The organism is Variovorax sp. S12S4 (genome assembly GCF_023195515.1).
Classification (GTDB): domain Bacteria; phylum Pseudomonadota; class Gammaproteobacteria; order Burkholderiales; family Burkholderiaceae_C; genus Variovorax.
The window spans coordinates 1,010,630-1,030,465 of record NZ_JALPKR020000002.1 but is presented as its reverse complement, the minus strand read 5'-3'; the positions used below and the strand labels follow the sequence as shown (position 1 = coordinate 1,030,465).

Below are 19,836 nucleotides of genomic sequence, written 5' to 3'. Positions count from 1 at the left end.
TCAAGCCCGGAAGTCACGCCACCCTCACCGCGAGCGAGACAGTAAAGATGCCCCACTCGTCGATGCGCTGGTCGATCTTGCGGAAGCCCGCTTCTTCGACCAGCTGGTCCATCTCGGCCTGCGTGCGGCGGCGCATCACCCAGGCTTCGCCCTGGCGATGGCTGGTGAGCGCGCGCGCAATCATCTCGAGCTGCGGGTGCCAAGGCTGGCCGGTGTAGACCAGGTAGCCGCGGTCTTCCACCGCATCGCCCACGCCCGCGAGAGAGCGGCGCACCATTTCATTGTCGGGAAAGAGTTCGTACAGGCCCGACACCACGGCCAGCGTGGGGCGCGGCGTTACGGTGGCCAGGCTGATGCGGTCGAAGGCATCGGCCTGAACGAACTGCGCGACGTCTTCAAGCCCCTTCTCGGCGATGAGCGCGCGCCCGTCGCGCACGTTGATGTCGCTGTAGTCGCGCAGCAGGATCGAGCTGGCCTTGACGGGGCTTGCGGTCACTGCGTCGAGCACGTAGCGGCCGTGGCCGGCCGCAATGTCCATCACGCGCACCTCGCGGTGCATTTCGGCCAGGCGTTCCATCGCGATGCGGATCAGCTCCTCGACATGGATTTTGCGCTGCCGAATGCCGCGCCAGCCGATCGAGTTCAGGTAGGTCTTGTCGATGGAGCGGCCGAGCGGCCCCTTGCCTTCCGGATGATTGCGGTAGACGTAGTCGAGCGTGCTGCCCGAATCGAAGCCGGTGTCGTGCCCCAGCTTCACGCCGCGCGAAAGGGTGCCGCCAAAACGCAGTCCGGCGCGTGTCAGCCCCCAGTAGGCGCCGCGCGGAGACAGCGGCGCCAGCGGCTCGGCCAGCGCGCGCGACTCGTCGGCGGTGTTGCCGCTCAGGTGCGCCGCGCGCAGGTCGACCGGTGCCGGCGGCTCCTCGAACAGCTGAAGGACGAACTCGCGGATGGCCTGCACCGCCGGTGCGCGGTCTTTCTCGCCCAGCGTGTCGTGGAAGAAGCCCGGAAGTTCCAGCTTGGTCTTGATGGCGCTGCCCAGCCGCTCGAAGAACTGGTGCTGCGGCTTGTGGTGCACCACCCAGTCGGCGCCCGAGATCAGCAGCTGAACCGGCTGCGTGATGGCATTGGCATCGGCCACCACGCGGTCGGCGGCTTCGTAGAGCCCCAGCAGGATGTTCACCGCGATGGGCCGCGAGATCAGCGGGTCGCTCTCGTAGCTGGCAATGCGCTCCGGGTCGTGCGTGAGGAACTTCGCCTTCACATAGCTGTTGACGAAGAACAGGCCGCGCAGCTTGTGCATCAGGCCCAGCCCGGCGCGCGCAAAAGGCACGTAGAGCTTGACCTTGAAAGCCGGCGACGCCAGCGTGAGCCCGCGCACCTTGGGGGCGTAGTCGTGCGCCCAGGTGGAGACCAGCACGGCCCCCACGCTCTGCGCAATCACGTGGATGTCCTGCTCGGCCACGCCGTGTGCGCTGCCGATGTGCTGCACGAAGGTCTGCACGTCGCGCACCGAGGTGGCAAAGCTCGGGCTGTAGCCGCGCTGGCCCGGCGAGCGGCCGTGGCCGCGGGCGTCCCAGGCAAAAAAGTCGAAATCGGGCAGGTTGAGTTCGTCGACCAGGTGCGCCATGCGCGCGCCGTGCTCGTGCCCGCGATGAAACAGCACGATCGCGCCGCGGCGCGCCGCACCCGTGGCCGGCCAGTGCCGGTAGAAGAGCGATTCGCCGTCGTGCGTGCGGAACTGGCGCTCTTGCGCCATGCGTTGGTTGGTGTTGGTATCGGTCATTGAATCCAGATCGCTGTTCTTTTGTTTGTTGTGCATGGGTTCATGCGGCTTCGGCCAGCGCGCGCCGCACGCGGTTGACCACCGTCCAGGCGACCAGCGCAGCGAGCAGCGGCATCAGCCAGGCGGTCCAGCCCGGCAGCGGCCAGCCCAGCGCCACATAAAGGCCGAGCGCACCGAACACGAAGGCACGGTCGCTCTTGCCGAGCGGCCCGTCGTAGCGGCGCGATGCGCCTACCGTGGGGCCGAGTGCGCCGGCAAACTCGCTCAGGCCCGCGAGCATGATCACCGTGCCGACCCAGAACGGGCTGAACGGCTGCACCAGCGCAAACGGCAGGTACAGCGCAGCATCGGAGACCACGTCGGTCAGTTCGTTGAGGAAAGCGCCGAGCTTGCTCTGCTGCCCGTGCTCGCGCGCCAGCATGCCGTCGATGGCGTTGAAAGCCATGCGCACGAACATCCAGGCCGGAATGAGCGCAAAGGCCGTGAGCGACGGCGCCGCAAAGAAAAGCCAGAGCCCAAGAGCCACCGAAACCACGCATGCCGCCAGCGTGACCTGGTTGGCGGTGATGCCCATGGCGTGCAGGCGTGCCACCAGCGGGCGCAACAGCGCCTGGAACCGCGGCTTCAGTTCGTAGATGGACACGTGCTGGCTTCCCCTCGTTTGTTATATGGCCTGAGACGGCCGGAGCATTCTGCCAGTGTGGGGATTGGCCCCACGCTCGGCACTTCATGTCCTCGCTGCCCCCGGGGGAGCCACTCGCGTGCTTGGGGCGGCCGGCGCGCGCTCGGACTAAACTTGCCGCCGAAGCCCCTCATTTCATGACCATCCAGACCGACGATTTCGCCCCCGCACCGCCCCGCGTGGTGTCCGCCGCCCCGGCTTCGCCCCAGGAAGAGGCGATCGAGCGGGCGCTGCGCCCCAAGCTGCTCGACGAATACGTCGGCCAGGCCAAGGTGCGCGAGCAGCTCGAAATCTTCATTGGCGCGGCGCGTAAGCGCAAGGAAGCGCTCGACCACGTGCTGCTGTTCGGCCCGCCTGGCCTCGGCAAGACCACGCTGTCGCACATCATCGCGGCCGAACTGGGCGTGAACCTGCGCCAGACCTCTGGCCCCGTACTCGAAAAGCCCAAGGACCTGGCGGCGCTGCTGACCAACCTCGAGCCGAACGATGTGCTCTTCATCGACGAGATCCACCGCCTGAGCCCCGTGGTCGAGGAAATCCTCTACCCCGCGCTGGAGGACTACCAGATCGACATCATGATCGGCGAAGGGCCCGCGGCGCGCAGCATCAAGCTCGACCTGCAGCCCTTCACGCTGGTGGGCGCCACCACGCGTGCCGGCATGCTCACCAACCCGCTGCGCGACCGCTTCGGCATCGTGGCGCGGCTGGAGTTCTACACGCCTGAAGAACTGGCGCTCATCGTGCGGCGCAGCGCCGGGTTGCTCAAGGTGGAAACGGACGAAACCGGCGGCTTCGAGATTGCGCGCCGCTCGCGCGGCACGCCCCGCATCGCCAACCGCCTGCTGCGCCGCGTGCGCGACTACGCCGAGGTGAAGGGCAACGGCCGCATCACCGAAGAGATTGCGCACAAGGCCCTCGCCATGCTCGACGTCGATCCGCAGGGCTTCGACCTGATGGACCGTAAGCTGCTCGAGGCCGTGATCCACCGCTTCGACGGCGGCCCGGTGGGCCTGGACAACGTGGCGGCCAGCATCGGCGAGGAGCGGGACACCATCGAGGACGTGATCGAGCCCTATCTCATTCAACAGGGCTACCTCCAGCGCACTCCGCGCGGGCGCATCGCCACGCTGGCCGCCTACCGCCACCTGGGCGTGACGCCGCCTTCGAGCCGCTCCGACGGACAAGACCTCTTCGGAATCTGACGAATGCATACCCATGACCTGAGTGCCTGGCAGCACGATCACCAGTTTGGCGCAGGCAACGAATCGGCCGAGCGCAGCACCCGCCTCGTGATGTGGATCACCGTCGCAGCTATGGTGGTGGAGATCGGCGCCGGCTGGTGGTTCAACTCCATGGCGCTGCTGGCCGACGGCTGGCACATGAGTTCTCATGCGCTGGCCATCGGCCTGAGCGCCTTTGCCTATGCGGCGGCGCGGCGCTACGCGCACGATCCGCGCTTTGCATTCGGCACCTGGAAAATCGAAGTGCTGGGCGGCTTCGCGAGTGCGCTGATGTTGCTCGGCGTTGCGGCGCTGATGGTGGTGGGTTCCATCGAACGGCTTCTCTCGCCTTCGGCCATCCACTACCGCGAAGCCGTGGCGGTGGCCGTGCTGGGGCTGGTGGTCAACCTGGTCTGTGCGCGGCTGCTCGGGTCGGCGCACCACCACGGGCATGGGCACGACCATGGCCACGGACATGCGCATCACGACGATCATGGCCATGCACACGGCTCTCACGGCCATGACCTGAACCTGCGCTCCGCCTACCTGCACGTGGTGGCCGACGCCGCCACCTCCATGCTCGCCATCGCGGCGCTGCTGGGCGGCTGGTTCTTCGGCTGGGCCTGGCTCGACCCGATGATGGGCATCGTCGGCGCGGTGCTGGTGTCTGTCTGGGCGAAGGGGCTGCTGAAGGAAACCGGACGCGTGCTGCTCGACCGCGAAATGGACCATCCCGTCACGGCCGAAATCCGCGAAGGCGTGGAGACCATGCTGGCCGATTCGGAAACGCGCGTGGTCGACCTCCATGTGTGGCGCGTTGGGCGCGAGGCCTACGCTTGTGCGCTTACTGTGGTGACCCATTCGCCCACGCTCTCGGCCGACGAGGTGCGTGCCTGCTTCTCGATGCACGAGGAAATCCGCCACTCGACTGTGGAAATCCAACGCTGCGCAGCTTGAGCTGACCGCGTGGCGTGGCGTCCTGGCCACGCGTCACCGGAGTGTCACGGGAACGCCATCGCGCCGTCACGCCGCGGTGGGAGCCTACCCGTCCATGCAACGCGACGACGCTTTCCTCCGCGCATGGCGCGACACCGCGACCCGGGCCCCTGAGCCGGAGGACGACGATCTTGCGCGCCCGCCGCTGCGCTATCGCACCCTCTGGATCTCCGATTTGCACCTGGGTACGCCCGGCTGCCAGGCCCGCGCACTGCTCGACTTTTTGAAGCACACAGAGTGCGAAACCCTGTTCCTGGTCGGCGACATCATCGACGGCTGGCAGCTCAAGCGCCACTGGTACTGGCCGCAGGCGCACAACGACGTGATCCAGAAGCTGCTGCGCAAGGCGCGCAAGGGCACCCGCGTGATCTTCATCCCGGGCAACCACGACGAGTTCGCGCGCAAGTACCTGCACCACAACTTCGGCGGCATCGACGTGGCCGAGGAGTGGATTCATGAGACCGCCGACGGCCGCAAGCTCTGGATCATTCACGGCGACCTGTTCGACGGCGTGATCCAGTGCGCCAAGTGGCTCGCGCACGTGGGCGATTCGCTCTACGAGTTCACGCTCAAGCTCAACCGGCACCTCAACTCGCTGCGCGCGCGCATGGGGCTGCCGTACTGGTCGCTTTCCAAGTACCTCAAGGGCAAGGTGAAGCGCGCCGTGAGCTACGTGGGCGACTTCGAGAACGCGGTGGCGCGCGAAGCCCGCAAGCGCGGCGTGCAGGGCGTGGTCTGCGGCCACATCCACCACGCCGAAATGCGCGACATTGACGGCATCCTCTATTGCAACGACGGCGATTGGGTCGAAAGCCTCACGGCCCTGGCAGAGCATGCCGACGGCACGCTGGAAATCATCGACTGGGCGCAGCACATGCCCGTGCCCGCGAAGGCCGGCGTACAGCGCGGTGAGGCCGTCGCGGCCTGACTTCAAGGCGGGCGCACGCCGGGCCTGGACGGATCAAGGCGCCTTGCGCCGCCTCGCCCCGCTCAGCGCCGCATCGTGTCGAGTTGCGTCACTGGCGGGCTATCGTTGCCCCATGAGCCGCGGACGAAGGTGAGCACCGCGGCCACGTCGCCCGCGTCCAGCAGGTGCCCGAACGGTGGCATGCCGTAGGGGCGCGGATTGCCTTCGGTGGCGGGCAGGTAGCCACCGTGCGCGATCACCTGGATCAGGTTGGCCGTCTGTGCCATGTTCACGGCGCGATTGCCCGCCAGCGGCGGAAATGCGCTCGGTGCTCCCTGGCCCTGGTCGCCGTGGCAATAGGCGCAGCGCTGGTCATAGATCTTTGCGCCGCGCGCCATGGTGCCGGCGTCCCTGCGCACCACGGCGGCGGCGGCGCGCGCAGGAGCGGCGGATGTGGCAGACGAAGGAGCCGGCGCGCCGGGCAGGTCCTTTAAATAGCTCGCCATCGCGGCCAGATCGGCCTCGCTCAGGTACTGCGTGCTGCGAAACACCACGTCGGCCATCGGCCCCATGACGGAGCCGCGCGGCGCGATGCCGCTCTTGAGCAGCGCGACCACTTCGGCCGTGGGCCAGTCGGCCACGCCCGCCTCGTGCGGGTCGGCAAGCGAGGGCGCGTACCAGTTCTCGACCGCGATCAAGCCGCCCGAAAGGCCGAGCTTGGTTTGCGTGGCGCCGAGTGAATCGCGGGGGCCATGGCAGGCGATGCAGTGGCCCAGCCCGCCGACCAGGTACGCGCCGCGGTTCCATTCCGCAGGCTTGTCGGCGTTCGCGACGAAGCTCTGGGGCTTGAAGGAAAGGGCCCGCCACACCGCCAGCGCGGCCTGTGTGTCGTAGGGGAAGCGCAGCCGGTGCGCCAGGTTGGGCGCCGGCGCGGGCGGCACGCTGCGCAGGTAGGCGTAGATGGCGTCCGAATCTTCGCGCGTGACCTGGGTGAAGTTGGGGTACGGGAACGCGGGATACAGCAGCCGGCCATCCTTGCTGCGGCCGTTGTGCATGGCGCGCCAGAAGTGCGCGCTGCTCCAGCTGCCAATGCCGGACTTTTCATCGGGCGTCAGGTTGCTCGAGTACACGGTGCCGAAGGGCGTTTCGATCGGCAGGCCGCCCGCATAGGGCTGGCCGCCCCGCGTGGTGTGGCAGCCGGCGCAGTTGCCGGCCAGCGCAAGATAGCGCCCGCGCTCGACCTGTTGGGGCGTGGCGTTGAAGGTTTCGGCGTGTTCGGGCAGCGGGTCTTCGCCGCGCAGGTTCAGCGCCACGATGCCGCCGGCCGCGCCGCCGAGCAGCAGCACCAGAACGAGCAATGTCCAGCCGAGGTATCGCATCTTCTTCATGGCCGTCTCACTTCGGCATGCCGCCGCAGGCGATCGGCAGGGGGCGGGCAAAGATGACACGGGCTTCGGGTCGGCCGGCATGGGCTGCACCGCGAGCCAGCTGGCCACGGCGTTGATGTCGGCGGTGGTCATGCGGCGGCCGATCTCGGCCATGCAGTCGGGCGCGAGCGCATGCCGTTCGCTGGTGAGCCAGGCGCCGAGCTGCGACGATACGTACAGGCGCGGCAGCCCAAGCAGCCCGGGGATGGCCGGCTGCACGCCGGTGAGCGCTGCGCCGTGGCATTGCACGCAGGCCGGAATACGGCGGGCCGCATCGCCTTCCAGCGCCAGCTGCCGGCCGCGCGCGAGTTGCGCGGGCGTTGCATCGCTCGCGGTCGAAACGGACGGGTAGGGCAGGTCCAGGCCCGCAAAGTATTCGGCCATTTCCATCAGGTACGCATCGGAGAGGTGCTGCACCATGTAGGTCATGTCGGCATTGAAGCGCCGGCCGTCGCGAAAGCTCCGCAACTGGTTGAACAGGTATCCGGCGGGTTTGCCCGAAAGGCGCGGAAAGTAGCCGGCATTGGTCGTGGCGCCTTCGCGTCCGTGGCAGGCAATGCAGGCGGCCACGCGCTGCTCGATGCCGCCTGCCGCCATGGCAGCCCCGTGGCCGCCGAGCAGTAACGGCAATGCGATTCCTGCAAGGCCTCTGAAGAAGTGGCGGACGGCCTTCATCACGTGCCGGCCGCAAAGTGCGCAAGCGCCAGCAGCCCCGCAATGAGCAGCAGCACCGTAACCAGTGCCACGCCGATCAGCGGCAGCACCCCGACCTGCTCGGTGCGCCGGTCGGCATCGGCGCGTCGGCCGCCCAGCCCGATGAAACTCCAGAGAACAGCGCGTACCGCGCGCATGAGATTGACCATGCACCGACTGTGCCGCAACCGCACGCAAAAAAACAGATGCAGTTCCGGATCAAATCACCAGTGCAGATAAAGTCCCCGGATGAAAGCAGCCCCGCGATGAAGCGCTACGAAGCCCTTGCCGCCGACATCGAGACATCGATTCGCCAGGGCACCCTGAAGACCGGCGACCGTCTGCCTTCGGTGCGGCAGACCGGCGAGAGCCGGGGCGTGAGCGCGTCCACCGTGTTCCAGGCGTACTACCTGCTGGAGGCGCGCGGGCTGGTGCGCGCGCGCGACCGTTCGGGCTACTACGTCACGGCCGGAGGACTGCGCGATGCGCCGCCCGAGGCCAACCTCACTTCGCGCCCGGCCGAGGGGCCGAAGTCGCTCGACGTGAGCGGCCACGTGTTCGACATTCTCGAAGCCAGCATGTCGCGCAAGGTGGTGCCTTTCGGCTCGGCGTTTCCGAGCCCGCTGCTGTTTCCGCTCGCGCGGCTGGGCCAGTTCATGGCCGCCAGCGCCAAGTCGCTCGACCCGTGGAGCACGGTGGACGACCTCACGCCCGGCAGCGCGGCGCTGCGCCGGCAGATCGCATTGCGCTACCTGGGCGACGGCATGCAGGTGCCGGCCGATGAAATCGTCGTCACCAACGGCGCGCTGGAGGCGCTCAACCTGTGCCTTGCGGCAGTCACCCGGCCCAGCGATTCGGTGATCGTCGAATCGCCCACCTTCTATGCGGCCCTGCAGGCGCTGGAGCGCATGGGCCTGCGCGCGATCGAGGTGCCCACGCATCCCGGCGAAGGCATCGACCTCGAAGCGCTGGAGCTCGCCATTGCGGCCCACCGGCCCAAGGCCTGCTGGCTGATGACCACTTTCCAGAACCCGCTCGGCAGCCTCATGCCCGATGCCAAGAAGAAGGCCTTGGTGGAGCTGCTCGCGCGGCACGCGGTGCCGCTGATCGAAGACGACGTGTACGCAGAACTTTATTTCGGCGACCGGCGCCCGCCTCCGGCCAAGGCCTTCGACACGCAGGGCCTCGTGCTGCATTGCTCTTCGTTCTCGAAGTGCCTGGCGCCGGGCTATCGCATCGGGTGGGCGTCGGCAGGGCGCTTTGCGCGCTCGGTGGCGCGGCTGAAGCTCACCACCACGCTCAGCACGTCGGTGCCTGCGCAACTCGCGCTGGCCAGCTATCTGGAAAAGGGCGGCCTTGACAAGCACCTGCGCAAGCTGCGCCAGACGTTGGCTCTTCAGCAAGCGAGCTTTGCGCAAGCCGTGGGCCACTACTTTCCGGCGGGCACGCGCGCCACGCGGCCGCTTGGCGGGTATTTCATGTGGGTCGAGTTGCCGGCGCATGTGAATTCGCTCGACATTCATCGCCAGGCGCTGGAGCTTGGCATCAGCGTGGCGCCGGGGCCCATTTTTTCGGCGACGCGCGGCTTCGCGCATTGCCTTCGGTTGAACTACGGACATGCCTGGGACGCGCAGGCCGAAAAGGCGATGCAGACCTTGGGGCATTTGGTGGCCGAGGCGGCGGCCGGCAGCCCGGTGCGCGAGAAAATCGCTTCGTGACGCTCGATCTTTTTCCGATGCTCCAGATGCCGACATGCCGCGCGGCAAAGAGGCCATCGGGCCCGGCGCATTCGTATTGCGTGGTTTTGCGCTGCCCTTCGTGGACGAACTTCTGCCGGCATTGAACGGGGTCGAACAGCGCGCTGCCTTCCGGCACCTCGTCACGCCGGGCGGCCTCACCATGTCCGTGGCAATGACCAACTGCGGCAGCCTCGGCTGGATCTCGGACCGGCGCGGCTACCGCTATGGCGAACTCGATCCTGAAACCGGCCGGCCGTGGCCACCGATGCCCGCTGTGTTCGAGCGCCTGGCGCAAGCAGCCGCGGCCGAAGCGGGGTACGAAGGCTTCGCGCCGGATGCCTGCCTGGTCAACCGCTACGAGCCCGGCACGCGCCTGTCGCTGCACCAGGACAAGGATGAGCGCGACTACAGCGCGCCCATCGTCTCGGTTTCACTCGGCATGCCCGCCACGTTTCTTTTCGGCGGGCTTGCGCGCGGCGACAAGGCTGTGCGCATTCCGCTCGGGCACGGCGATGTCGTCGTCTGGGGTGGGCCGGACCGGCTGCGCTACCACGGCGTGCTGCCGCTCGAAGACCGGCCGCATGCACTGCTCGGCAGCCGGCGCATCAATCTCACTTTCCGCAAGGCGGGCTGAGCCAGGCGGCGCTACATTCCGACCAAGTCAAACGGATGACTTGTCCCGCTTTTCTGTGCACAACTCTGTGGGTTGTCTGAGGACCCGGGTCGCCGGAGCAAGCACTGGCGCGGGTTTGCACCACAATGCCCGTTGAACGGGCGCCGGCGCCGGCAGTGGAAAAAACGGCGCCGAAAAGAGCCAATCTTGCGAGCCGCGGAAAACAAAAAGCCCTGCAAGTCGTTGACTTGCAAGGCTTTTAATGATCTTGGTGGCTCTTCACGGATTCGAACCGCGGACCTGTGGATTATGATTCCATCGCTCTAACCGACTGAGCTAAAGAGCCGTTCGGCGCAGTTTTGTGCCGAGCCCAAGATTATAGCGCAGGCTGCGCGCCTTCGATCAAGGCTTGGCGGATTCAGGAGGTGTCTTTTTGCAAGGACCAACCCCGAAGCCGCCCGTCGCCCGTACAAGCCCGGGTGAGAATCCTCCGATGTCCGCGCTCCCCGCGCCCCTTCCGCCAAAACCGCCACCGAGCGCGACGCCATGCCCGACGATCAGCTGATGCTGGCCTACGCGCGCGGCGACGGCGCCGCGTTCGACGTGCTCTACGCGCGCCACGAGGGCGGGCTGTTCCGCTTCGTCAAGCGGCTGCTGGGCGCGCGGCTGGCGGCGCAGGCCGACGAGGTGTTCCAGGACACCTGGGTGCGCATCATTTCCGCGCGCGACAGTTTCTCGCCGCAAGGCGCCGCCTGGCGAACTTGGGCTTTCACCATTGCGCACAACCTGGCCATGGACCGGCTGCGCGTGAGCGGCCGAGAAGTGGCGCTCGACCCCCATCCGGACGACGGCGACGCTGCCGTGCCCACGCTCGACCGCGGCGTGCGCGGCGCGGTCGATGCCGCCGCGCATCCCTCGGCCGAGGAACTCGCGTTCTGGCGCGCCGCCGGCCGCCGACTGCTGGCCTGCCTCGACGAACTGCCGCCCGAGCAACGCGCCGCATTCCTGCTGCACCATGAAGACGGGTTGACGGTCGAGGCGCTCGCGGCCAGCCTGGAAATCGGTTTCGAGACCGTGCGCAGCCGTCTTCGCTATGGGCTGCAAAAACTGCGTGGCTGCATGGAGCGCTATCTGTCGGTGCTGGAGCGGCGCGCATGAGCAGCGGCGGCAAGAACGGCAGCGGTTTCGAGAGCGGCGACAACGACGGCGCGTTGCACGACCCGGTGTTGCGCCGCGCCCTGGACCATGCGCCAGACAGTGGCGCCATGCCCGATCCGCGCACCCGCGATGCAATAAGGAAGATGGCGCACAACCTGGCGCCTGTTTCCAAACTGGAGCCGATATCCGACGGCGAGGGCGCCGCACCGTGGTGGCGCCGTTTGTTCGGCGCCGGAGAAGCGCACTCCCGCATGCCGTGGAATGCGGCCTTTGCAACCGTGCTCGTGGCCACCTTCGTGACCGTGCTCTGGTACCGCGAACCGATTCCCGATGCGCGGCTCGATGGAGAGGCGCAGGTTGGCGGAGCCGCAGCGCCGGCGCCTGTGCAACCTTCGGTGCCCAGTCCCGCGGTTGTCGCACCGGTGCCGCAAGCACCGGCGATACGTGAGGCTGCGCCCGTCCAGCCGGCTCCGAAAGCCACCGAACCTGCGCGCGATTCCGCGAATGAGGAGTCGGTCAGGAGCAGGGCCGATGCGTTGCGCCGGCCTGCTCCGGCGCCTTCCGGCAAGCAGGCCGCGACCACGCCGGAGATGGACAGGAAGACGTTGGAGGTGCCGCCGCCCGTAGCCGCGGCGCCTCCGGCACCAGCACCAGCAGCAGCACCAGCACCAGCACTACCGCCTTCCGTTGCAGAGCAATCCGCGGCTGAGCCCCGGGCGTTCCCGCGCACGGAGGACCGCCGTCCAACCGAACCGGAAAGTGACCGCGCCAGCGGGGCCATCGGTGGCGCGCCCGCGATCGCGTCTGCTCCACCCGCCGCGCCCATGGTGCTGGCAGGTCCCCCGTCAGTGCAGCGCGAGTCTGCGGACAGCAGCGCGCCGGCGTTGTCCGCACAACGCAACGCCAATGCCGAGTCTTCCCCCGCCATGCGCCAGGCACCCGCTCCGCGCGCGGCAGCTGCCGCCAAGGGTGCAAGCCCGCAGGGCGATATGTCGCAGTTCTCGGCGCTGGACGGCTGGACGTCCTTCAACTACGTGCGTGCGGGGCAAGCCGTGCGCCATGCGCGCGGCGACGTCGAAGGACTGGCGGCATCGGTGAATTCGGTGGCGCGCTCTGCCACCGTTCCCGGCGGCGACTTGGCCGCGCCCGTCGAGGCGCGCCTGGAGCTCTATCGCGGCACGGCCCTGCTCGCCGTGCTCGAGATCGCGGGCGACCAGGTGCGATGGACGCCGCAAGCGGGCGGCCGTCCATCGATCGGTACGCCGCAGGCATCGGCGCTTGCCGCACTGCGGGCGCTGCTCACGCGCAAGTAGCAGCAGAGCGCCGCGGCGACGTCAGGCGTTCTTGAAATCGGGCTGGCGCTTGTTGAGGAAGGCGTCCATGCCTTCCTTCTGGTCGGCCGTGGCAAACAGCGCGTGGAACAGCCGGCGTTCGAACATCACGCCGTCGGAGAGGCCGCTTTCGAAGGCGCGGTTGACTGATTCCTTGGCCGCCATCACCGCGATCTGCGAATAGCCGGCAATGACCAGCGCGGCGCCCAGCGCCTCTTCGGCCAGCTTTTCATACGGCACCACGCGGCTCACGAGGCCCGCGCGCTCGGCTTCGGCCGCGTCCATCATGCGGGCGGTGAGCGCCATGTCCATCGCCTTGCTCTTGCCCACCGCGCGCGGCAGGCGCTGCGTGCCGCCGGCGCCGGGGATCACGCCGATCTTGATTTCGGGCTGGCCGAACTTGGCGTTGTCGGCCGCGATGATGAAGTCGCACATCATCGCGAGCTCGCAGCCGCCGCCCAGCGCAAAGCCGCTCACGGCTGCGATCACGGGCTTGCGGATCGAGCGGATGGTTTCCCAGTTGCGCGTGATGTAGTCGCCCTTGTAGGTGTCGATGAAGCTGTACTTGGCCATCGCCGCAATGTCGGCGCCGGCCGCAAAGGCGCGCTCGCTGCCCGTCAGGATGATGCAGCCGATGGCGTCGTCGGCATCGAAGGCCTTGAGCGCGGTGCCCAGCTCGGTCATGAGCGCGTCGTTCAGTGCATTGAGCGCCTTGGGACGGTTGAGGGTGATGATGCCGACCTTGCCTGCTTCGGTCCGCACTTCGATGTTTTCGTAGCTCATGGTGTCTCCGGGGAAAGGGAAAAAACGCGCTTCACTATACCCAGCATCCGATGCAGGCCTTCCCTGTCGCGCCGGGTAAGACTTTAGTTGAGAATTATTCTCATCTAGAATCGCCGCCATGGAGTTCCCGATGCAAGAGCAAGAACCAGCGCGAGAGCAAGAACATGCCGTGCTGCTGCGTGCGTATGCGCGCGTCCAGGAGCGCTGCTCGCGCCTTCTGGTCGAACAGGCCGCGATGATCGAACGGCTCGAGGCGCAGGTCGTGCGGCTGCGCGGTGCGCTGGTGGCGCGCGATTCGGCGATCTCCATCGTGCGCGAGGAACTCGCGGCACGCGCTGCCGTTGGCAACGCATTGCCGAAGCGCCTCGACGCGCTGCTGGCGCCGGCAAGCCGGCGTCGCGTCGTGCCGTCGCTTCACGACGCGCCTGCTGACCTTCGCGAAAAAGCGGTGCTGTGCGTGGGCCGGGGAGAAGAGGCGCCATCGCTCGCGCGGCAGCTGGTGGAGATTGCCGGCGGCCACTATTTGCACCATGACGGCGGCGACGATGCCGACGACCCCGCGCTCGAGGCCGGCCTGCGCGCCGCCGACCTGGTGATCTGCCAGACCGGCTGCGTGAGCCACGGCGCTTACTGGCGCGTGCAAGACCATTGCCGGCGCACCGGCAAGCCCTGCGTGCTCGTGGGCGAACCCCAGCCGATTCAGTTCGTGCGGCAGCAGCCGGCCGCCGAGCCCGCCGCGCAAGACGAGCGTCGGTAGTTCAGCGAGCGCCTCGGCTCAGCGCCGCGCGTCGGGCGCGAGCCAGGCCGCCACTTTTGCCGCGTCGTGCAGGAACAGGCGCCACGTTGTGGCACCTTCCGGCCGCACCAGCGGCAGCCTCAACAGCTTGCGGTCGCGCGCCACCAGCGCGGTGAAGCGCGTGGCATCGCCCAAATACAGCGCCAGGTCGTCGAGCTTGGTAATGCGCCAAGCCTGCGCGGGCCGCTGCTGTCCCTTCTTGCCGACGGCCGGCAGCTCGATGCCGATCCATTCGTCGTTGGCCGAGAAGCCGGCCTTTTCGGCCGCGCCGCCGCGCAGCACGACCTTGACCTGAACGCTGCCGTTCGCTTCGGCCACGCGCAGGCCCAGTGCCTGCGCCGGCTGCGACGGATCGTCGAGCGCCGCAACGCCATGCGCGCGCAGCAAGTCTGAAAGCGGCAGCTCGTCGGTGGAGTGCACCCACTGCGCAATCTCCGCTGAATAAGAGCGGCCGCCCACCGCTTCGAGCGCAGCGGCCATGTCGGCTTCGCTGGTCGGACCTCCGCCGCTTTGCACCCACAGGTGGCGCATCACGTCGTCGAGCGTGCCCTTGCCTTCGCGTCGCAGCGTGAGGTCGAAGCACAACGCCACCAGCGCGCCCTTGGTGTAGTAGCTCACGGTGCTGTTGGGCGTCTGCTCGTCCTGCCGGTAGTATTTAATCCAGGCGTCGAAGCTCGCGTTGGCCACCGGCTGCACCAGCCGGCCCGGCGTCTGCAGCACCTGGTTGATGGTCTTGTTGAGCAGGCGCAGGTAGCCCGCGTCGTCGATGCGGCCGGCGCGGCGCAGCAGCAGGTCGTCGTAGTAGCTGGTAAAGCCCTCGAAGAACCAGAGCAGCTGCGTGTAGTTTTCGCGGCTGTAGTCGTAGTGCGCGAATTCCGCCGGACGCATGCGCTTGACGTTCCAGGTGTGGAAATACTCGTGGCTGATCAGCCCCATCAGCGTGGTGTAGCCCTCGGGCTGCTTCTTGGCGCCGCGCTGCGGCAGGTCGCGCCGGTTGCAGATCAGCGCCGTGGAATGCCGGTGCTCGAGGCCGCCGTAGCCGTCGTCCACCGCGTTGAGCATGAACACGTAGCGGTCGATAGGCAGCTTGGGCCCGCCGCGCTTGCCCGCCTTGTCGCCATGCCAGAAGCGGATTTCGGCTTCGCAGATGGCCTGCGTGTCGGCGATGAGCCGCTCGCCGTCGAACGAGGCCGCGGCACCCGCGATGACGAAGCGGTGCGGCACGCCGCAGGCTTCGAACTCCGCGCTCCAGAAGGCGCCCATCTCGACCGGGCTGTCGGCCAGCTCGTCATAGCCGGCGGCCAGGTAGCTGCCGAAGCCGTGCTTGTCGGTCTTCGACGGAACAAGGGCGGTGGCGCATGACCAAGGCGCGTTTTCAGCCGGCAGCGCAGGCGGAACGATGTCCAGCGCATGCGGCGCATCGGTCTGGCCCTCGACCCGCAGGCACAGGCTCGTGCCGTTGAAGAAGCCGCGCTCGGCATCGAGCCACGCGGTGCGCACTGAGTTGTCGTAGGCGCACACCTGGTAGTGCAGCACCAGTGGTTGGCCCGGCACGCAATCGATCTGCCAGCTGCACTTGTCGAGCTGCGTCAGCACCGGCTTGCGGCGCCCCTGCACGGCGCGCAGGCCCTGCAGGTTCTTGGCGAACTCGCGCACCAGGTAGCTGCCCGGAATCCACACCGGCAGCGTCACGCGCTGCTGCGCGGAGGGCGCTTCAATGGTCAGCGTCACGCCGAAGAGGTGCGCATGCAGGTCCGCGCATTCGATGCGATAGCGCACCGCGGCGGCCGGCGCAGCCGCTCGCGCGCGCCGAGAAGCGGTCGTCGGCGCGGCCATCAGTTGGTGGAAGCGGTGAGTTGCTTTTCGACCTGCTCTGCCGGAATGGCGCCCGGCGTGCGGGTGCCGTCGGCGAAGATCAGCGTGGGCGTGCCGGTGATGTTGTACTTGCGGCCGAACTCCACATTGCGCTGCAGCGCCGTCACGTCGCAGCTGCTTGCAGCGGCGGTGGGCTTGACGTTGGCTTCCATCCAGTCGCCCCAGGCCTTGCCCTTGTCCTTGCTGCACCAGATGTCACGCGACTTGGTGGCCGAATCGGGACCGAGCACCGGGTAGAGAAACAGGTAGACGGTCACGTTGTCGACCGTCTTCATGTCTTTCTCGAAGCGCTTGCAGTAGCCGCAGTTCGGGTCTTCGAACACCGCGAGTTTGCGCTTGCCGGTGCCGCGCACGATCTTGATCGCGTCCTTCACGGGCAGCTTGTCGAACGAAACCTGGCTGAGCTTCTCGATGCGCTCCTCGGTCAGGTTCTTGCGCGCATTCACGTCGATGAGGTTGCCCTGCAGCAGGTAGTTGCCCTGCTCGTCGGTGTAGTAGATCTGGAAGCCGTTCACGCGCACTTCATACAGGCCCGGCAGCGGCGACTTGGTGACTTCGTCGATGGCCGGAAACTGCGGAATGCGGGCCTGCAGGTTCTTGCGGATCTCGGCTTCGCCGGCAAGGGCTGTGACAGCCGCGCCCAGGGTGCAGGCGGCGAGAAGAAGGTGGCGTGCGAGTTTCATTGAAAGTCCGGTCGATGGATTCATGCCCTCAAGCCCATCGCCTGGCTGGCGATCCAGTGCTTGAGGAGGCGCGTGCGGTCGAAGCCGCGCATGCCCCAATTGCGCAGCGCGGGCAGGGGCCCCGTGCTGTGCGAAAAAAGTTGCTGCAGGCCGTCGGTGGCCAGGCTCATCTGGAGCACGTCGGCGCGGCGGGCGCGCTCGTAGCGGCGCAGCAGGCGCGCATCGCCCACGCTGCGCCAGTACTCGCGCTGCTTGATCACCTCGGCCAGCATGGCCGCATCGGCCAGGCCCAGGTTGAGGCCCTGGCCCGCGAGCGGATGCACGGTGTGGGCGGCATCGCCGGCCAGTGCCCAGGATTGAGAGGAAGGGGCAGAAGCACCCTGCGCCTGGTTGGGCATGGCGCCGGTCCAGCGGTCGGCAATGGCGCGCGCGAGCGGCCAGGCGGCGCGTTCGCTCGCGAGTTGCAGCGTGCCCAGGGCGCCATGGCTGGCCTCGGTCACGGCGGCGTTGAATTCTTCAGTGCTCTGGGCGAGCAGCGCGGGCGCGCGAAGCTGGTCGACCGACCACACCAGCGCGACCGAGCGGCCGTGCACGCCGCCCATCGGCAGCAGTGCCAGCACCTCGCCCTTGTCGTTGAACCACTGGCGTGCCACGCCGTCGTGCGACTGCGCCGCCTCGAGCCGCGCCGCAATCGCATGCTGCGGATAGCGCGTGACCGCGTAGCTCACGCCGAGCGCTTCGCGCGTGGTGCTGGCCTTGCCTTCGCATACCACCGTGAGCGGCGCTGGGACGGGATCGGCCACCACCTCGACCTGGGGCTGGAAGCGGACCGCGTCCGCCAGCTGCTTTTCGAGCGCGGGCACGTCGACGATCCAGGCCAGCGCCTCAACCTTCTGGCGCACGGCGTTGAACTGCACGCGGCCGCCTTCGTCGCCGTTCACGAGCATTTCGCGCACCGGCGTGGCATGCGCGGCATCCGGCCAGGCGCGCAGCGATTCGAGCAGCTTCTTCGACGCGGTGTTGAGCGCGTAGGCGCGGATGTCGTCCTTGCCCGCCGTTGCGGGCGGAGCCACCAGCGCAACGCGCACGCGTTCGCGCGCAAGCAACAGGGCCAACGTCCGGCCGACGATGCCGGCACCGCGTATGCAAACTTCAGGGGGGAGGGCCATCGGCCCATTGTAAGAACTATGCCCAGGCCCGGGGCTCGCCCCGGAATGGCCGATGCGGGAGAATCTGCGCCGAATTCCAAGGAACCCCACGTGCCACAGCCCGCTTTCGATCTTCAGGCCACCATTGCGCGCCTGTTCGTCTATCCCGTCAAATCATGCGCGGGGGTCGAGCTCCCCGAAGCGCTGCTGACCGAAACCGGGCTCGAGTTCGACCGCGCCTGGATGGTGGTCGATGCACAGGGCGAGTTCGTCACCCAGCGCCAGCTGCCGCGCATGGCGCTGATCAAGCCGCAGATGAAGCAGATGGAAGTGGTGCTGCGGGCGCCCGGCATGCTGGCGCTGCACCTCGCGTTCGACAAGGTCGAAAAGCCGGTTCGCGCGAAAGTCTGGAAAGACGAGGTCGCCGCCTACGACATGGGCGACATCGCTGCGCAATGGTTCAGCGACTTTCTCTCCGAGCCGGGCAAGCCGCAGACGCTGCGCCTGGTGCGCTTCGATCCTGAGCAAAAGCGCCTCTCAAGCCTGGATTGGACGGATGGCGTCGAGGCGACGAACCAGTTTGCCGACGGCTATCCGCTGCTGGTGGCCAGCGAGGGTTCGCTGGCCGAACTCAACGAGCGGCTGGCCGCCGCGGGGCACGATGCGGTCGGCATCGAACGCTTTCGGCCCAATATCGTGCTGGCCGGTATCGAGTCGCACGACGAAGACCGCGTCGACGCGCTGCACATCGAAACAGCCGAAGGCGAGGCCGAGCTCAAGCCCGTGAAGCCCTGTACGCGCTGCCCGATTCCGGACATCGACCCGGCCACGGGCGTCAGCAGCCCCGAGGTCGGCGACATGCTGCGCACCTACCGGGCGGACGCGCGCGTCGACGGGCGGATCACCTTCGGCATGAACTGCATCGTGCTGCAGGGCGTGGAGCACATGCTCAAGGTGGGGCAGGCCGTGGGCGCGAACTACCGGTTCGAATGAAAGGCAGCCGCACGCTGCGCTCGGTGGCCGTGCTTTTGGCGGTCGTCGCGCTGGCGTCGGTGCTGCTTTTTGCCGGCAACCAGTCGCGATGGCTCCAGCCGCCTGCCGCGCGGCCCTTTTTGCTGTCCCACCGCGGCGTGCACCAGACTTTCGATGTGCGCGGCTTGCGCAGCGACACCTGCACCGCTGCCCAGATTCACGCGCCGACGCATGCTTTGATCGAAAACACGCTGCCGTCGATGCGGGCAGCTTTCGACGCCGGCGCGGACATGGTGGAGTTCGATGTCCATCCCACCAAAGACGGCGCGTTTGCGGTGTTCCACGACTGGACGCTCGAATGCCGAACCGAGGGGCGAGGCGTCGTGCGCGATCACACGCTGGCGCAACTGCAGGCGCTGGACGTCGGCTACGGCTATACCTCCGACGGAGGTAAGACTTACCCATTGCGGGGTAAGGGCATCGGGTTGATGCCGAGCCTGTCGCAGGTACTGAGCGAGTTTCCGACGGGGCGCTTTCTCATTCACATGAAGAGCCGCGACGCGGAAGAAGGCCGGCTGCTTGCAGGCCGCCTCGCCGCTTTGGATGCCGTGCAGAGAAGCCGACTCGTGGTGTACGGCAGCGACGAGCCGGTCAGCGCGCTCAACCAGGCATTGCCGGACATTCGCGTGGCGCCGCGCAGTGCGCTGGTGCAGTGCCTGCTGCGCTACGCGGCGCTTGGCTGGTCGAGCTACATGCCCAAAGCATGCCGGAGCGGCTTGATGCTGGTGCCGGTCAATGTGTCGCCGTGGCTTTGGGGCTGGCCGCATCGGCTGCAGCGCCGGCTGGAGACAGCCGGCACCGGGCTGGTGGTGATCGGGTCATATGCGGGCGGCGACTTCAGCAGTGGCATCGATAACACCGAGACGCTTGCGGAGCTGCCCGTCGACTATCGCGGCGGGCTGTGGACCAACCGCATCGAGCGCATCGGTCCGGCAGTGCGCTCCCGCGTGCCGGACTGAAGCCGGTGGCG

18 protein-coding genes and 1 tRNA gene are annotated in these 19,836 nt (G+C 67.6%); 10 read left to right on the top strand and 9 right to left on the bottom strand.

All coding sequences use genetic code 11. The annotated features are described in order from the left end of the window. Positions 1-13: 13 nt before the first annotated feature. Positions 14-1,783, bottom strand: coding sequence for a bifunctional alpha/beta hydrolase/class I SAM-dependent methyltransferase (locus M0765_RS05360; protein WP_258502435.1), 1,770 nt, complete (start codon positions 1,781-1,783; stop codon positions 14-16). A gap of 40 nt (positions 1,784-1,823) precedes the next feature. Continuing rightward, entirely contained in the window at positions 1,824-2,426 is a 603-nt protein-coding gene (locus M0765_RS05355) for a CDP-alcohol phosphatidyltransferase family protein (RefSeq protein ID WP_258502434.1), read from the bottom strand. A 176-nt stretch (positions 2,427-2,602) separates the two neighbouring features. Between M0765_RS05355 and ruvB the strand changes: the two genes are divergently transcribed. The 3 genes from ruvB (at position 2,603) to M0765_RS05340 (ending at position 5,609) form a co-directional block, all read left to right on the top strand. Next, complete coding sequence (ruvB, locus tag M0765_RS05350; RefSeq protein WP_258502432.1) at positions 2,603-3,667, top strand: Holliday junction branch migration DNA helicase RuvB; 1,065 nt, start codon at positions 2,603-2,605, stop codon at positions 3,665-3,667. Between the two features lie 3 nt (positions 3,668-3,670). Continuing rightward, the gene (dmeF, locus tag M0765_RS05345) at positions 3,671-4,642 is read left to right on the top strand and encodes a CDF family Co(II)/Ni(II) efflux transporter DmeF (RefSeq protein ID WP_258502430.1); all 972 of its coding nucleotides are present in this window, start codon (positions 3,671-3,673) and stop codon (positions 4,640-4,642) included. Between the two features lie 94 nt (positions 4,643-4,736). After that, positions 4,737-5,609: a UDP-2,3-diacylglucosamine diphosphatase gene (locus tag M0765_RS05340; protein ID WP_258502428.1), complete on the top strand. Its 873-nt coding sequence runs from the start codon at positions 4,737-4,739 to the stop codon at positions 5,607-5,609. 62 nt (positions 5,610-5,671) lie between these two features. Here the strand turns inward: M0765_RS05340 and M0765_RS05335 are convergent, their stop codons facing one another. Both M0765_RS05335 and M0765_RS05330 read right to left on the bottom strand, forming a co-directional pair. Then, positions 5,672-6,967: a cytochrome c gene (locus M0765_RS05335; protein WP_258508129.1), complete on the bottom strand. Its 1,296-nt coding sequence runs from the start codon at positions 6,965-6,967 to the stop codon at positions 5,672-5,674. 722 nt (positions 6,968-7,689) lie between these two features. Then, complete coding sequence (locus tag M0765_RS05330) at positions 7,690-7,878, bottom strand: DUF2970 domain-containing protein (RefSeq protein WP_258502426.1); 189 nt, start codon at positions 7,876-7,878, stop codon at positions 7,690-7,692. Positions 7,879-7,974: 96 nt separating this feature from the next. Here M0765_RS05330 and M0765_RS05325 point away from each other — a divergent pair, with 96 nt between their 5' ends. Together M0765_RS05325 and alkB are read left to right on the top strand one after the other, a co-directional pair. Continuing rightward, the gene (locus M0765_RS05325; RefSeq protein WP_258502424.1) at positions 7,975-9,426 is read left to right on the top strand and encodes an aminotransferase-like domain-containing protein; all 1,452 of its coding nucleotides are present in this window, start codon (positions 7,975-7,977) and stop codon (positions 9,424-9,426) included. Positions 9,427-9,460: 34 nt separating this feature from the next. After that, the gene (alkB, locus tag M0765_RS05320) at positions 9,461-10,081 is read left to right on the top strand and encodes a DNA oxidative demethylase AlkB (protein ID WP_258502423.1); all 621 of its coding nucleotides are present in this window, start codon (positions 9,461-9,463) and stop codon (positions 10,079-10,081) included. Between the two features lie 248 nt (positions 10,082-10,329). Here alkB and M0765_RS05315 read toward each other — a convergent pair. Beyond that, positions 10,330-10,406, bottom strand: a tRNA-Met gene (locus tag M0765_RS05315). Between the two features lie 200 nt (positions 10,407-10,606). Between M0765_RS05315 and M0765_RS05310 the strand changes: the two genes are divergently transcribed. Beyond that, positions 10,607-11,218, top strand: coding sequence for a sigma-70 family RNA polymerase sigma factor (locus M0765_RS05310; protein ID WP_258502421.1), 612 nt, complete (start codon positions 10,607-10,609; stop codon positions 11,216-11,218). Next, complete coding sequence (locus tag M0765_RS05305; protein WP_258502420.1) at positions 11,215-12,531, top strand: hypothetical protein; 1,317 nt, start codon at positions 11,215-11,217, stop codon at positions 12,529-12,531. Before M0765_RS05310 ends, M0765_RS05305 begins: the two co-directional genes overlap by 4 nt. 21 nt (positions 12,532-12,552) lie before the next feature. On the opposite strand, the gene M0765_RS05300 is transcribed toward M0765_RS05305, so the two are convergent. Then, positions 12,553-13,332: an enoyl-CoA hydratase gene (locus tag M0765_RS05300; protein WP_258502419.1), complete on the bottom strand. Its 780-nt coding sequence runs from the start codon at positions 13,330-13,332 to the stop codon at positions 12,553-12,555. 130 nt (positions 13,333-13,462) lie between these two features. On the opposite strand from M0765_RS05300, the gene M0765_RS05295 reads away from it, so the two are divergent. Further along, positions 13,463-14,089 carry a DUF2325 domain-containing protein gene (locus M0765_RS05295; RefSeq protein WP_258502418.1) on the top strand — a complete coding sequence of 209 codons (627 nt, stop codon included), beginning with the start codon at positions 13,463-13,465 and terminating at the stop codon, positions 14,087-14,089. An 18-nt stretch (positions 14,090-14,107) separates the two neighbouring features. Here the strand turns inward: M0765_RS05295 and M0765_RS05290 are convergent, their stop codons facing one another. The 3 genes from M0765_RS05290 to M0765_RS05280 are packed head-to-tail and all read right to left on the bottom strand — an operon-like array spanning position 14,108 to position 17,855. After that, positions 14,108-15,964, bottom strand: a complete 1,857-nt coding sequence (locus M0765_RS05290; protein WP_258502416.1) for a M61 family metallopeptidase — start codon at positions 15,962-15,964, stop codon at positions 14,108-14,110. Then, a complete protein-coding gene (locus M0765_RS05285) occupies positions 15,964-16,686 on the bottom strand; it encodes a DsbC family protein (protein ID WP_258502415.1) in 723 nt (240 codons plus the stop codon). Before M0765_RS05285 ends, M0765_RS05290 begins: the two co-directional genes overlap by 1 nt. 20 nt (positions 16,687-16,706) lie before the next feature. Beyond that, positions 16,707-17,855, bottom strand: coding sequence for an FAD-dependent monooxygenase (locus tag M0765_RS05280; RefSeq protein WP_258502414.1), 1,149 nt, complete (start codon positions 17,853-17,855; stop codon positions 16,707-16,709). A 90-nt stretch (positions 17,856-17,945) separates the two neighbouring features. Here M0765_RS05280 and M0765_RS05275 point away from each other — a divergent pair, with 90 nt between their 5' ends. Both M0765_RS05275 and M0765_RS05270 read left to right on the top strand, forming a co-directional pair. Beyond that, positions 17,946-18,827, top strand: coding sequence for an MOSC domain-containing protein (locus M0765_RS05275; protein WP_258502413.1), 882 nt, complete (start codon positions 17,946-17,948; stop codon positions 18,825-18,827). After that, a complete protein-coding gene (locus M0765_RS05270; RefSeq protein WP_258502412.1) occupies positions 18,824-19,825 on the top strand; it encodes a glycerophosphodiester phosphodiesterase family protein in 1,002 nt (333 codons plus the stop codon). Before M0765_RS05275 ends, M0765_RS05270 begins: the two co-directional genes overlap by 4 nt. The last annotated feature ends 11 nt before the right edge of the window (positions 19,826-19,836 follow it).